Origin of the sequence: Agrobacterium pusense, from assembly GCF_013285525.1 — a bacterium.
In the GTDB taxonomy this organism is placed as follows: Bacteria; Pseudomonadota; Alphaproteobacteria; order Rhizobiales; family Rhizobiaceae; genus Agrobacterium; species Agrobacterium pusense.
Genome location: NZ_CP053856.1, coordinates 472,379 through 486,381, shown reverse-complemented (window position 1 = coordinate 486,381; position 14,003 = coordinate 472,379). Strand labels below are relative to the sequence as shown.

Genomic DNA, 14,003 nt, shown 5'->3' with positions numbered 1-14,003 from the left:
CCGTGATGCTGGACCTGATCCGGCATCCAGCCAGCCCAAGTCCTTGGGCTGAAAGGACCCTTCTCGCCGCGCAGACGCGCGTCGGCTGGATGCCGGCTCAGGGCCGGAATGACGGAAATACTGAGCCTCTCAGCCCCTCTCCCCCGCGAGCGCGCGCTGGACCGCCGGCCGGTCGTTCATGCGGCGGAAGTGGTCGTGCACCTTGGGGAAACGGGCAATATCCACGCCGTCGCTTTCCAGCCATCCGGACATGACGAAAAGATAGGGATCGGCCACGGAATAAGCAGTGCCCAGAACCCATGGGCCATGCAGCATGCCGTGCTCGATCAGTTCGAAGCACTCGCCCATGGTCTGCGGCACTTTCGCCTTCATATCCTCAAGCGAGCTATCCTTGCTCGCCCAGCGACTGCCGCGCCGGCCGTGGGCATGGGCGACATGCACCGTCGAAGAAATGAAGGCGTTGAAGGACTGCATCAACGCGAATTCGAAGGGATCGTCCAACGGCGCGAGTTTCTTCTCGGGCGCCATCTGGGCGATGAAGGCGAGGATGGCCGGCGTCTCCGTCAGCACGCCGCTTTCCGTCGCCAGTGCCGGCACGCGGCCCTTGGGATTGATCTTTAAAAATGCCTCGGAGCGTTGCTCGCCTTCCGCGAAATTGACGCGGTGGGCCTTGTAAGGCAGGCCCGATTCCTCCAGCACAATATGGCTGGCGCGGGAGCAGGAACCGGGGGATAAAAACAATGTGAACATGGATATGCGACCTCCAAAGCAATGAAGCGCCCGCTTCTTCCTCATGCGGACACCGCCCCGCGAGGGCCATGGGGTGGCCGTCACGTGCGGGGCGCGTCATCATCGTGCCGGCAAACGGCCGCGTCAAAGGTTATTTAGAGACCGACGACCCTGATATCGCCGACATGGATGCCGTTCCAATTGCGCATCTGCCGGTTCGCGATGCCGCTCAGCGCCTGTTGTTCGGCACTGCCTTCGTCGAAATAGCGGGCGAGCAATGCAGAAACCATGGCTTCCGCCGCACGCGTCGTGCCGTCTTCGCATTTCACCGCCATGGCGATGCCCTTTTCCGGCAGGGCGGCGACGAAGACGCCCTCCGCGCCGGTCTTGGCGAAAATCTTGCCCGGCGCGATCTGCATCAGCTTCGTGCAGGCGCGGCCGGTGCCCGCCACATAGAAGGGTTCTGCCATGCAGGCCTCCATGAGCCGGCGCGAGGCGCTCGCCCGGCCGGCTTCCAGCCCCCTGCCCGTCGCCATCTTTGCGAAACCATGTGCCAGCCCTTTGAGCGGCACCGCATAGGTCGGGATGGAGCAGCCGTCCACGCCGCAATTGTCGTGACCCAGCGCAGCACCCGTCAGGCTCTCCATCGTCGCGCGGATTTCCTGCTGCAGCGGGTGGTCATAACCGACATAGCCCTTGGGGTCCGTTCCGGTATGACAGCAGGCGCAGATGAAGCCTGAATGTTTACCGGAGCAATTATTGTGAAGCGCCGTCGGCTTTTCCAGCGTGCGGGCCTGATGGATGATGGTTTTCTGGTCGGAGGACCAGTGCGCGCCGCATTCCAGCGTATCCACATCCCTGCCCGCCTTGGCGAGCATCGAAGCGGCAAGTTCCACATGTGCGTCCTCGCCGGAATGAGAAGAACAGGCAAGCGCCAGCTCGCGGCTGCCGAATTGATAGGCATCCGCAGCACCACTTTCCACCAGCGGCAAGGCCTGCATGGCCTTGCAGGCCGAACGCGGGAAGATGCCACGTTCCACATCTCCCGTTGAAAACAGCACGCCGCCATCGCCATCCACCACTACCGCAAGGCCCCTGTGGCGGCTTTCCACGAGATTGCCCCTGACGACTTCGACGGTAACGGAATTGTTCATTCTCTCAGCCTCAAAAAATTCTGATTTTATGTTGTTGATACCGCAATTGATTTTTCGATGCACGGGGCCATCAGTGAAATTTGCAAAACGTCTGTTACTGGCGATTGCCATTATCTATCTGCTGCCGGCTTTGGCGTCGGCCGGACTGTGGGCCATGAAGGACCATCCGCGCGGCTGGAATGCCGCCAGATGGTCATCGTCAGGCATGCTGCCGGCGGCTTCGAGCGACGGGCAAGCCGCCGTCTACGTCTTTTCCGCCATGACCGGCGGCTTCAAGGGCTCGGTTGCCAGCCACGCCTGGGTCGTTCTGAAAAAGCCGGGCGCTACGAGCTATGACCGTTATGACAAAGTGGGCTGGGGCACGCCGATCCGCCATAATGGATATGCGGCGGACGCCTATTGGTATTCCAACATGCCGCGCCAGGTGGTGGCCATTCACGGCGCAGAGGCGGAAAAGCTGATCCCCAAGATCGAAAAGGCGATTGCCGATTATCCCTATGGCAAGCCGGGCGGCTATCGCATCTATCCCGGCCCCAACTCCAACACCTTTGTTGCCCATGTGCTGCGCAGCGTGCCCGAACTCGGCGTCGTGCTGCCGCCGGATGCGGTCGGCCGCGACTATCTGCCGGACGGTGCATTTTACCACATCGCCGACGACTGGAAGGATGCAAGCGTTTCGCTCGGCGGCCTGTTCGGCATTTCGGCGGGTGCGCGCAGCGGCTTCGAGATCAACTTCCTCGGTCTCGTGGCCGGCATCGATTTCGCCCGGCCGGGCGTGAAGATACCGGGGCTCGGTTATTTCGGCGTGGCGGGCGTCAGGGCTTGAGCCATCACGTTTCAGTGGCCTGAGCGGCGCGTCTGGCGCGGATGCTCTGGGCGATGAAGACCCGTGACAGGCCGTGATAAAGCGGTTCGCGAGAGAAAAGCCGAGACGTCAGATATCCGAGCATCGATGCGGCCATGATGGGTATGACGCCTTCATGATTACCGGTCATTTCGAGGATGATGACGAAGGCTGTCATCGGCGCCTGCACAACGCCGGCAAAATAACCCGCCATGCCGACGATGGCGCCAAGGCCGATGCTGGTGCCGAGCAAGCTCGCCATGGTGCTGCCGAAACCCGCACCGACCGACAGAGACGGCGCGAAAATGCCGCCGGGGATGCCCGACATCATGGCAAGGAAAGTCGCCGCCAGTTTTTCGATGAAGAAGAAGGACGGTGCGGCTTGCCCCTCTATCGCCGCACGGGCCTGCTCGTAACCGGTTCCGAAGGTCGCTCCGCCTGTTGCGATGCCGAGGACGGCGGAAGCAAGGCCGCAGGCGGCGGCAACCGCCAGCATTCGCTTCAAGGGCATGGTCTGGGCGAAACGGCGGATACGTGCAGAGAGGCGCAACGCACCAGCGCTGAAAAGAGCGCCAAATGCACCACCGCCGACACCGCAGACAAGCACCAGCAGCCAGTCCATCGTCGTTTTCGCCATGACCGAGCTGGTGCCGAAATAGGTATAGCTGCCGACCAGAGCCAGCGATGCAAGGCCCGACAGGATAACGGCCGTCAGCACAAGACCGTTGGCGCGGGATTCATAAGTCTTACTCATCTCCTCGATGGCAAAGACAATGCCTGCGAGCGGCGTGTTGAAGGCCGCCGCAATGCCCGCCGCCGAACCGGCTAGGATGAGGCCCTTGGCCTGCGCCATGCCGCCCCAGCGAGCGGCCTGCAGCATGATCGAGGCCCCCACCTGAACCGTCGGCCCCTCACGGCCAATCGACGCTCCTGATAACAGGCCGGCGACCGTGAGCACCACCTTGCCGAAAGCAAGCTTCAGCGACAGAAGCCGCGACCGATCCGCATCGTCCCGCAGGTGCCGGGCGGCGATGGCCTGCGGAATGCCGCTACCGCCAGCATTGGGGAAAACCGTGATCGCGAGCCAGGCGCAAAGGGTGAAGCCGAGCGGCGTGATGATGAGCGGCAGCAGAAACTTCCCTTCGCCTGAGGACGTCGCTGCGAAGAAAAGGTGCTGGGCGCGATCGGCAAGCCAGGCGAAGCCGACGCTGATAAGGCCAACTGCAATCGCGCCAATCCAGAAAACCGCCCTTGGCTTCCAAATCCGCCATGAACCCCAGACGACACGGGAACGGCGGAGCATTTTCAGCTTTTTGTAGTCGACGGGCATGGGGATCCAGATCAGTGATTTCGGCAGAGGCAGGCGGAAAGACCTTTTATCTGCCTGCCGACCGAGCTTTGCAAGTTTTGGATTTGACTTTTACCGAGCGTCGCGACATCATCTGCATCGCAAATGCAACGCACGGAGAGACAAGATGAAAACCGCAACTTTGCCTTCGCTGCGTGTGACCGCGGATTTCCGCGAGGCGGCAGAAAGCGTGCTGAAGGACGGCGAAACGCTATCGTCATTTGTCGAGGATTCGGTCCGCAGGCAGGTGGAAATCCGCAAGTCGCAGGCGGAGTTCATTGCGCGGGGGCTGGCGTCGCTTGAGGAAGCGGAGCGCACTGGCGTCTATTATAGCACCGACGATGTTCTTTCGATGATGCAAAGAAAACTCGATGCTGCAAAAGCCGCTAAACGGAAATGACATATCAGCTTCGTTATACCGAAGAAGCACTGGCGGATTTCGATCGCATCTATGATTGTCTGATCGCATACGACATCAATGTGGCCGAGAAGGCCATTCACGCCATAAGAGCAGGATTAGACATTCTCAGCGATTTTCCCTTCAGTTGCCGTAAGGCGTCTTCTGAAAATGGGCTGATACGTGAACTCCTCGTGCCGTTCGGGTCATCCGGCTATATCGTGCTGTTCCGCATCGACGGCCCGGAAACAGTAACCATTGCCGCCGTTCGCCACCAGCGCGAGGATGATTATCATTGACCTCACCGGTCGCTGACAGCCGCGCGTGGGTTCACCCACGGCTCCTGATTGGAGCGCGGCAGCGGGGTCTTGCCGAGAATGTGGTCCGCGGCCTTTTCGCCCGTCATGATGGAGGGGCCGTTCAGGTTACCATAGGTCACGTGCGGGAAGATCGAACTGTCTGCAACGCGCAGGCCCTCGACACCGATCACGCGGCATTCGGGATCGACAACCGCCATCGGGTCGTTTCTGTCGCCCATGCGGCAGGTGCCGCAGGGGTGGTAAGCGCTTTCCAGATGCTCGCGCAGGAAGGCATCGATCTGCTCATCGGTCTCGATATTTTCACCGGGCTGGATTTCCGGGCCACGGAATTCGTCGAATGCTTTCTGGCCAAAAATTTCGCGCGTGAGGCGCACGCAATGGCGGAATTTCTCCCAATCCTCTGGGTGGCTCATATAGTTGAAACGAATGACCGGCTCATCTGAGGGATCCGCGGAGCGCAAGGTGACGTTGCCGCGCGATTTCGACAGGTTGTAGCCGACATGCGCCTGAAAACCATGGCTTTTCGCCGCCGCCTTGCCGTCATAGGAGATGGCGACGGGCAAGAAATGATACTGGATGTCAGGTTGCTTGAGCCCGGGGGCGGAGCGCAGGAAGGCGCAGGCCTCGAACTGGTTGGAAGCACCGAGGCCGCCTTTCGACAGCAGCCATTGCGCACCGGCCACACCCTGCCAGAACCACGGAAGCCACGAATAAAGCGAGACCGGCTTGGTGGAGACCTGCTGGAAATAAAACTCCATATGGTCCTGGAGATTGGCGCCAACGCCGGGGCGATCCGCCTTTACTTCGATGCCCATGTCTTTCAGATGGGCGGCGGGGCCGATGCCCGAGAGCATCAGCAGCTTCGGCGAGTTGAAGGAGGAGGCCGAAACGATGACCTCGCGACCGGCCTTGATGGTCTCCACCACACCCCTGCGCTCGATCTCGACTCCCACGGCGCGGCCGTTCTCGATGACCACCTTGCGGGCAAAACCGTTGACCAGCGTGACATTGCCGCGCTTCAGCGCCGGTTTGAGATAGGCATTGGCGGCGGACCAGCGACGGCCATTGTGAATGGTCTGCTCCATCAGGCCGAAACCTTCCTGTTTGGAGCCGTTATAGTCATCCGTCAGTTCAAACCCCGCCTGAGCGCCGGCCTGAATGAAGGCGTGAAACAGGGGGTTATTGACCGGCCCGCGCTGCACATGCAGCGGCCCATCCGTGCCACGCCAGCCTTCCTCGCCGCCATGGCTATGTTCCATGCGCTTGAAATAAGGCAGCACATCCGCATAGGCCCAGCCATGCGCGCCGAGCTCTTCCCAGCGATTGAAATCCTCGGCATGGCCGCGCACGTAAACGAGGCCGTTGATGGAGGAGGAGCCGCCGATGACCTTGCCACGCGGGGCGGTGATGCGGCGATTGTTGAGATTGGGCTCGGGTTCGGAGAGATAACCCCAATTGTAGCGCTTCATGCTCATCGGCCAGGCGAGAGCCGCCGGCATCTGGATGAACGGGCCGAAATCGGAACCGCCGGCCTCTATGACGATGACGGAATAGCGACCATCTTCCGACAGGCGGTAGGCGATGGCGGACCCTGCGGAGCCGGAGCCGACGATGACGTAATCTGCTTGCATTGTTGCTCTCTCCGATGAGAGGTTGTTCCGATCAATTGACTGTCAGGGGGTGGGTTACCCCCCTCTGAACCTCAATAAGGCGCTTCCACCTTCCCCGTGCTCACATAAACCGTCTTCAACTCGCTATAATGCTCCAGTGCCGCCGCCGAATTCTCGCGTCCGAAGCCGGATTGCTTGGAGCCGCCGAAGGGGATTTCCACCGGGCAGAGATTGTACGTATTGATCCACAGCGTGCCCGCCTCCAGCTGATCCACCACGCGGTGGGCGCGGGCGAGATCGGCGGTGAAGACGCCGCCGGCCAGCCCGAATTCGGTGGCGTTGGCGCGGGCGAGAACCTCTTCCTCGTCATCAAAATCCAGCACACACATGACGGGCCCGAAGATTTCCTCGCGGGCGATCGTCATGTCGTCGGTCACGTCGGCGAACACGGTGGGCTGCACATAAGCGCCCTCACCCGCGACATTGTTGGGGATGCCGCCGCCGGTGATGAGCGTCGCACCTTCCGCCTTGCCCTTTTCGATATAACCGAGAACCTTCTCCTGCTGGGCCTTGGAGACCAGCGGGCCGAGATGGGTGGCGTAATCGAGGGGATCGCCGAGGATCATCGCTTCCGTGCGGCTTTTCAGGTTTTCAAGGAAGCGGGCCTTCGCCTTTTTCTGCACGAAGACACGCGTTCCGTTGGAGCACACCTGCCCGGAGGAGTAGAAATTGCCGAGCATCGCACCGCCGACGGCGCTTTCGATATCGGCATCATCGAAGACGATCAGCGGCGACTTGCCGCCCAGTTCCATCGTGACATGCTTCAGATGCCCGGCGGCAGCGGCGGCCACCTTGCGGCCGGTCGGCACCGAGCCAGTAAGCGAGACCTTCGCCACATCCGGGTGATTGACGAGCAGCGGCCCCGTATCACGATCCCCCTGAATGACATTGAACAAGCCTTTGGGCAGACCCGCTTCGATAAGGATTTCAGCAATCTTCAGCGCGCCGAGCGGGGTGTTTTCCGAAGGCTTGAAGACCATGGCATTGCCGGCGACGAGCGCAGGCGCGGCCTTCCAGCAGGCGATCTGCTGCGGATAGTTCCACGCGCCGATACCGACGCAGACGCCGAGCGGCACACGTTTCGTATAGGCGAAATCGCCGCCGAGCGGGATGTAATCGCCATTCAATGCTGATGGCGCGATGCCGCCGAAAAATTCGAAGGCATCCGCACCCGAGGTCGGATCGGCGACGATGGTTTCCTGAATGGGCTTGCCGGTATCCAGCGTTTCCAGCGTCGAAAGCGCCTCATTGCGTTCGCGCATGATATCGGCGGCGCGTTTGAGGATGCGTCCCCGCGCCATGGGGCTCATTGCCGCCCATTCCTTCTGGGCGCGCTTGGCCGAGGCGATGGCACGCTCGACAATCGCCGGCGTTGCGGCGTGAAGCCGGGCGATGATCTCGCCGGTTGCGGGGAAGATGCTGTCGAACGGCGTGCCTGTATTATCCTCGACATAATCGCCGTCGATGAAATGCGAGGCTTTCGGCTGCGCCCTGAGTGGCGTGGCGATGGTCATGTCGAAGTCTCCTAGAGAGTGCGGATGGACGGCTTGGCGCGCTGTCCATCGGGAAAGGATCTGAGCTGCATGTCGAAATAGTCTTCGACCAGCGCCGGTGCAGAAGCGAGGCCGAGCGGGGCGGAACGCAAGCTGTGCCTGATGTAAAGCCCGTCGATCAGCGCCGCCGCCCCTTCTGCAATGCGTGCGGCATCATCGGGCGGGCAGAGCCGGTTGAGGCTTGCCATGAGGTTGGAGCGCAGGCGGCGGGAATAAATCACCAGCAGCCGGCGGGTTTCTTCCGAGCGCTGCGCCTCAACGTAAAAGGCAAGCCATGCCGCCACCGTTTCGGGCGTGAACTGGTCGCTCTGGAAGGAGACATGGACGATGGCGCTCAGCCTTTCGCGCGGGCCGGAAGCACGGGTCAGCGCCGCCACCGCATCACGCCTGAGATCACGCAGCAGGCTGCGAATGGTCTCCAGCAGGAGCTGCTGCTTGCTGCCGAAATAATGATGCGCAAGCGCCGCCGACACCCCCGCTTCCCGGGCGATGTCAGACATTGTCACATTCAACGAGCCATGATGGCCTATGGTGCGTAGCGCCGCATCCACAAGCGCTTTTCGGCGCAGAGGCTCCATTCCGACCTTGGGCATGACGATCTCCTTGAGGGCGGCAAAATATTCTTGATTGACTGATCAATCAATAAAAAATGCGCCATTCCGTGTCGCTATTTTGCTGTAAATCAATTCTTTCTCATCGGACGGACCCTGGTTTCGGCAATGGCCGGCGCGTGAGGATCATCTTCATGCTCCCGGCGCGGTCACGGGGGAAAAACTAAACCGTGATATACTGCGAATTGGGAATGGAACACGTTCCGTGCTAATATCCCAGCTGATACAAATTTCGCTGGAAGCGGCGCCAGACGAAAGACAATAAAAACGCCCGCCCTAGACCAAGACGGCAGCCGATACCCATCCGGGCATCGAATGACCGTTCGCAGTGTTTAAAGAAGGGAGTGATATCATGCCAATGGTGACAGTATCGATTTCCCCGGAACAGGCAGCGAGAATGCGCGAAGCCGTCAATTGCGGGGCTTATGCATCCGGTAGCGAGGTCGTCAGGGAAGCGCTGCGATTATGGGCGGCGTCTGGCGCACACGGTATGGGCGCGAAGTCCAGGGAACCCGTGGAAGCCGACCGGGAGCGGGTGAACGTGGCTGATCTCTATGCCGCGCACTCAGGACATGTCCGCCGGGCGTGAGGCCCGGCTACTACCCCATATATCAAGGGGGTTGCAACAAAACGTTCATCAAAGCTTCACAGACGTGAAAGCTTTTGTTGACCTGTAATCTGCGATTGTTCGCCGCAAAAGAGAAAGGCTCTCCTTACGTCAGCCACGGAAGGAAAGCCGTAATAGCGGAGAACAGAAATGCAGGCCGTTACGCTGGAAAACGATGCCGTAAGGCGATTTGCCTCCGGGCACATGTTTCCCATGGCGAAGCTCGTGCTGGAAACCGCGTTTCAGCCGATCGTCGAGGCGACGACGGGCACTATTTTCGGTTATGAATCACTGATGCGCGGCCACGACCGGCTCGGGTTTTCCGATCCGCTGGCGCTTCTCGACCAGGCGGCGCAGGGCGGCGAACTCAAAGCTTTCGAGCAGATGCTGGCGAGCCGCGCGCTGGCGAAATTCTCCACCCTGCCTGACTTCTCCTCCGCCACCCTGTTTCTCAACCTCGATGTGCGGCTGATCGCGCAGGGCGACGCCATTCTCGACAAGCTTGTGGGCCATCTGGCGCGCGCGGGTATTCCCCCCTCCTCCATCTGCTTCGAGCTTTCCGAACGTTTCGACAATACAAGCGTCCCCGAATTCACGACGCTGATTGCCCGCATGCGGAAAGAGGGCTTCAAGCTGGCGATCGACGATTTTGGCGCGGGACACGGCGAGATGAAGCTTCTGTGCGATTTTCCGCTGGACTATCTGAAGATCGATCGTCACTTCATCACCGGCGTCGATCATCTGCCGCGCAAGCAGCATCTTGTCCGCAGCATCGTCAATATTGCCCATGTTCTGGGGGTGCGGGTCATTGCCGAGGGCATTGAAACGGAAGCGGAGTTCCTGACGTGTCGCGAATTCGGCGTCGACCTGGTGCAGGGCTGGCTGATCGCCAGGCCAACGGTCTTCACCAGCGAGTTGCCGGAGAGCTTTCCCCACATCAACCGCATCGGCGTGGCGCGGCGAAACAGCCAGACTCTGGATGAGATCCTGATCCGCCGTGAAATCGAACGACTTCCCACCGTCTTCGAACATGACAGCGTCGACAGCGTCTTCGAGCTCTTCCGGAGAAACCCGCAGCAGGCGTTTTTTCCGGTTCTCAATGCCAACGGCGAACCGCGCGGCGTCATCAACGAATATCATCTCAAGGAATATATCTACCGACCCTTTGGCCGTGACCTGCTCAAGAACAAGATCTATGAGCGCACCATCTCCCATTTCGTCGACGCCGCGCCGATCGTCGGTCTCGATGCCGATGCCGACCAGTTGATGAACATGTTTGCCAGCATGGGCGGCAGCGCCTGCATTATCCTCACCGAAAACATGCGTTATGCCGGCATCGTTTCCGCCGCTTCGCTGATCAAGGTCATCAATGAAAAACAGCTGAAGATGGCGCAGGACCAGAACCCGCTGACGGCACTGCCGGGCAACCGCGCGATTGGCGGCTTCATCGCCGACCGCTGCAGCGACGGCGACGAGACACGTTTCTTCTGCTATTGCGACTTCGACAATTTCAAACCCTTCAACGACAAATACGGCTTCAACGCCGGCGACCACGCCATCACCCTGTTTTCAGCCCTGATGCGCCGTTACTTTTTTGCCGGCGACTGCTTCCTCGGACATATTGGCGGTGATGACTTCTTCATCGGCGTGCGCGACTGGGCGGTGGAAGACCTGACGGAAATACTCGAGCGGCTGCTCAGCGATTTTCACGACGATGTCGCGGAACTGTATTCGGCCGAGGATCGCGAGGCGGGCTGCATGAAGGGCCAGGACCGGCACGGCAATGAGCGGGACTTCGCGCTGCTGCGCTGCTCCATTGGCGTTCTGAGCTTGCCCAAAGGATTGATCATCGCCAATCCCGAGCGCATCGGCAGCGAGATCGCGGGTGTGAAGGCGGCTGCGAAGGAAAATGACAGCGGCCTCGTCATCCGGGTCTTCGGCGAGACAAATTGACACCAGTGACAAACGGCCTTCTTCCCTAAGCGGCGCATCTGACCTACATCTTCAGGCGACGCCGATAGTGAGGAGTTGCCCCTGACCATGCCCGACCCCAAGACCCTGCCCGAAAAAATGCGTTTCATCGACCTTCCCTCCCATGGCGGTCCGGAAGTGATGCGTCTTTCGCAAGCGCCTTTGCCGAAGCCCGCGAAAGGCGAGGTTCTGGTGAAGGTCGAGGCAGCAGGCGTCAACCGGCCGGATATCGCGCAGCGCCAGGGAACCTATCCGCCACCGAAGGATGCAAGTCCGATCCTCGGCCTTGAGATCGCCGGCGAGGTTGTTGCGCTTGGCGAAGGCGTCGATGAATTCAATCTTGGCGACAGGGTCTGCGCGCTCGCCAATGGCGGCGGTTATGCGCAATATTGCGCCGTTCCCGCTGGGCAGGCCCTGCCCTTCCCCAAAGGCTACGACGCCGTCAAAGCCGCAGCCTTGCCGGAAACCTTCTTCACCGTCTGGGCCAATCTCTTCCAGATGGCGGGCCTGACCGAAGGTGAAACCGTGCTCATCCACGGCGGCACCAGCGGCATCGGCACGACGGCGATCCAGCTTGCCAAAGCATTCGGCGCGGAAGTTTATGCCACGGCGGGTTCTGCGGAAAAATGCGAGGCCTGTGTGAAGCTCGGCGCCAAACGGGCGATCAATTACCGCGACGAGGATTTCGCCGAAGTCGTGAAATCCGAAACCGGCGGCAAGGGCGTCGATGTCGTTCTCGACATGATCGGTGCTGCCTATTTCGAAAAGAACCTTGCGGCGCTGGCCAAGGATGGTTGCCTGTCCATCATCGCCTTTCTCGGGGGCGCCGTGGCCGACAAGGTCAACCTCACACCGATCATGGTCAAGCGCCTCACCGTCACCGGCTCCACCATGCGCCCGCGCACGGCGGACGAGAAACGCGCCATCCGTGACGATCTCGTGGATCAGGTCTGGCCGCTGATCGAAAGCGGCCAGGTCGCACCGATCATCAACCGCGTCTTTACACTGGATGAGGCTGCGGAAGCGCACCGGCTGATGGAAAGCAGCAGCCATATCGGCAAGATCGTGATGCGAGTCGACTAGGTGCTGCAGAGTAAGTTCTCAGTTAGCCCTCTTGCATTACTCACGAATCGTACTACCTTCTAGTTATGTTCAACGTATCGGAAGGAGGTGATCCAATGTCTAGTGAGATTTCGGTCTCTGGTGCAGGCAATGGAAAGGGTGTGTTTTCGACGGGGCAGCCCTCGTTGTAAACCTCTTCTGCCTTCGGAACGTTGAGAAACAGTCCCGGGTCTGTAAACAGGACCAAACTCATGGAAGGGTCGCTCAGGCGGCCCTTTTCCGTTTTTGCTTATTGCTTCGACTATTGAGAAATCTGCGCTTCGAGTGCAGGTGCGGTTCTCTCGCGACGAGAAAATCTCCTTAATCAGATTGCAGTTCACCGCCGTTGAAACCATCGACGGTTCTGGGTGTCGTTACCCCCCTCTGTCCTGCCGGACATTTCCCCCTCAAGGGGGGAGATCGGCAGGAGGCTTTCTTGCCACTTCATTTCCAACCGTCGAGATGCGCGAGACCTCGCCACGGAACGATCTCCCCCCTTGAGGGGGAGATGTCCGGCAGGACAGAGGGGGGTAACGACACCCAGAACCGTCGATGATTTCAACCGTGGTGTAACGTGGAATCGGAGTAAACGTGGCGCGCGTTAGAAAGCGACAAACCATCGACCCTAAACGGCGGTCACCTCTTCCTTATTTCTTCCCGAACACCTTCCACCGCGTCGGGCGGAACCGCAGTTCGGCACCCACCGCCACGGCGGCGTTGAGCGGCACTTCGATTTCGAGGTGGTAGGGTTCATGGCCGTTATTGGCGATGTCGATTTCGGCGATGCGGGTGCCGGCCAGGCGGCGACAGGTGGTGACCTTGCCGTAAAGCGCGTCATTTTCGTCCGTCAGCACCACGTCTTCCGGCCGGAAGAACAATTCGCCCTCGCCTGCGCCGCTTTCGTTTACGCCGATGCTTTCGCCCTGGAACAGCACATGGCCATCACGGATGGTGACCGGCAGGCTGGAGGATTCGCCGATGAAGGAGAAGACGAAGGGCGAGTTCGGCGTGTCGTAGACGTCATCGGCGGTGCCGACCTGCTCGATCTTGCCCTGACTCATGACGACGACGCGGTCCGCCAGTTCCAGCGCCTCTTCCTGATCGTGGGTGACGAAGACGGTGGTGTGGCCGGTGCGGTCGTGGAATTCGCGCAGCCAGCGGCGCAACTCCTTGCGCACCTTGGCATCAAGCGCACCGAAGGGTTCATCGAGAAGCAGCACCTTCGGTTCGATGGCGACGGCGCGGGCGAGCGCCACCCGCTGGCGCTGACCACCCGAGAGCTGCGAGGGGTAGCGTTTTTCAAGCCCGGAAAGGTGCACCATGTCGAGAAGCTCGGACACGCGCTTACGGATTTCCGCTTTTGGCGGACGCTTGGCGGAGGGTCGCACCTTCAAGCCGAAAGCAATGTTGTCTGCCACCGTCATGTGGCGAAACAGCGCGTAATGCTGGAAAACGAAACCGACATTGCGCTCCTGCACGGTGCGGTGCGAGGCGTCTTCGTCGCCGAAGAAAATCTGGCCCGTCGTCGGCTGCTCAAGACCGGCAATCAGACGCAGCAGCGTCGTCTTGCCGGAACCGGAAGGACCAAGCAGCGCGATCAGCTCGCCCGAGCGAATGTTGAGCGACACATCGTTCAGCGCCGGAAAGCGATCAAACTGCTTGGTGATGCCGGAAACTTTCACTTCCATGAAGATGCCT

The 14,003-nt window shown here is 60.3% G+C and carries 13 protein-coding genes; 6 read left to right on the top strand and 7 right to left on the bottom strand.

What is annotated here, in order from left to right; translation table 11 throughout:
* Positions 1-129: 129 nt before the first annotated feature.
* Both HQN82_RS02315 and HQN82_RS02310 read right to left on the bottom strand, forming a co-directional pair.
* On the bottom strand, positions 130-750 hold the full coding sequence (locus tag HQN82_RS02315) for a glutathione S-transferase family protein (RefSeq protein WP_173614500.1): 621 nt from the start codon (positions 748-750) through the stop codon (positions 130-132).
* 134 nt (positions 751-884) lie between these two features.
* Positions 885-1,883 carry an asparaginase gene (locus HQN82_RS02310; RefSeq protein WP_173614499.1) on the bottom strand — a complete coding sequence of 333 codons (999 nt, stop codon included), beginning with the start codon at positions 1,881-1,883 and terminating at the stop codon, positions 885-887.
* A 73-nt stretch (positions 1,884-1,956) separates the two neighbouring features.
* Here HQN82_RS02310 and HQN82_RS02305 point away from each other — a divergent pair, with 73 nt between their 5' ends.
* A complete protein-coding gene (locus HQN82_RS02305; RefSeq protein WP_173614498.1) occupies positions 1,957-2,709 on the top strand; it encodes a DUF3750 domain-containing protein in 753 nt (250 codons plus the stop codon).
* 4 nt (positions 2,710-2,713) lie between these two features.
* Here HQN82_RS02305 and HQN82_RS02300 read toward each other — a convergent pair whose 3' ends face one another.
* Positions 2,714-4,057: a chloride channel protein gene (locus HQN82_RS02300; protein WP_173614497.1), complete on the bottom strand. Its 1,344-nt coding sequence runs from the start codon at positions 4,055-4,057 to the stop codon at positions 2,714-2,716.
* 145 nt (positions 4,058-4,202) lie between these two features.
* Here HQN82_RS02300 and HQN82_RS02295 point away from each other — a divergent pair, with 145 nt between their 5' ends.
* Positions 4,203-4,475, top strand: coding sequence for a YlcI/YnfO family protein (locus tag HQN82_RS02295; RefSeq protein WP_173614496.1), 273 nt, complete (start codon positions 4,203-4,205; stop codon positions 4,473-4,475).
* Positions 4,472-4,771, top strand: coding sequence for a type II toxin-antitoxin system RelE/ParE family toxin (locus tag HQN82_RS02290; RefSeq protein ID WP_173614495.1), 300 nt, complete (start codon positions 4,472-4,474; stop codon positions 4,769-4,771). The genes HQN82_RS02295 and HQN82_RS02290 overlap by 4 nt, the downstream gene beginning before the upstream one ends.
* A 2-nt stretch (positions 4,772-4,773) precedes the next feature.
* Here HQN82_RS02290 and betA read toward each other — a convergent pair whose 3' ends face one another.
* From betA to betI, 3 genes are all read right to left on the bottom strand, one after another.
* Positions 4,774-6,423, bottom strand: coding sequence for a choline dehydrogenase (betA, locus tag HQN82_RS02285; protein WP_173614494.1), 1,650 nt, complete (start codon positions 6,421-6,423; stop codon positions 4,774-4,776).
* Between the two features lie 71 nt (positions 6,424-6,494).
* Positions 6,495-7,976: a betaine-aldehyde dehydrogenase gene (betB, locus tag HQN82_RS02280; protein ID WP_173614493.1), complete on the bottom strand. Its 1,482-nt coding sequence runs from the start codon at positions 7,974-7,976 to the stop codon at positions 6,495-6,497.
* Positions 7,977-7,987: 11 nt separating this feature from the next.
* Positions 7,988-8,608: a transcriptional regulator BetI gene (gene betI / locus HQN82_RS02275; RefSeq protein WP_006700007.1), complete on the bottom strand. Its 621-nt coding sequence runs from the start codon at positions 8,606-8,608 to the stop codon at positions 7,988-7,990.
* A gap of 370 nt (positions 8,609-8,978) precedes the next feature.
* Here betI and HQN82_RS02270 point away from each other — a divergent pair, with 370 nt between their 5' ends.
* The 3 genes from HQN82_RS02270 (at position 8,979) to HQN82_RS02260 (ending at position 12,287) form a co-directional block, all read left to right on the top strand.
* Positions 8,979-9,215, top strand: coding sequence for a ribbon-helix-helix domain-containing protein (locus HQN82_RS02270; protein WP_022555776.1), 237 nt, complete (start codon positions 8,979-8,981; stop codon positions 9,213-9,215).
* A 168-nt stretch (positions 9,216-9,383) separates the two neighbouring features.
* On the top strand, positions 9,384-11,186 hold the full coding sequence (locus HQN82_RS02265) for a GGDEF domain-containing protein (protein WP_004440459.1): 1,803 nt from the start codon (positions 9,384-9,386) through the stop codon (positions 11,184-11,186).
* An 87-nt stretch (positions 11,187-11,273) separates the two neighbouring features.
* Complete coding sequence (locus HQN82_RS02260) at positions 11,274-12,287, top strand: NAD(P)H-quinone oxidoreductase (protein ID WP_173614492.1); 1,014 nt, start codon at positions 11,274-11,276, stop codon at positions 12,285-12,287.
* Positions 12,288-12,952: 665 nt separating this feature from the next.
* On the opposite strand, the gene HQN82_RS02255 is transcribed toward HQN82_RS02260, so the two are convergent.
* Positions 12,953-13,993, bottom strand: a complete 1,041-nt coding sequence (locus tag HQN82_RS02255; RefSeq protein WP_173614491.1) for a sulfate/molybdate ABC transporter ATP-binding protein — start codon at positions 13,991-13,993, stop codon at positions 12,953-12,955.
* Positions 13,994-14,003: the final 10 nt, after the last annotated feature.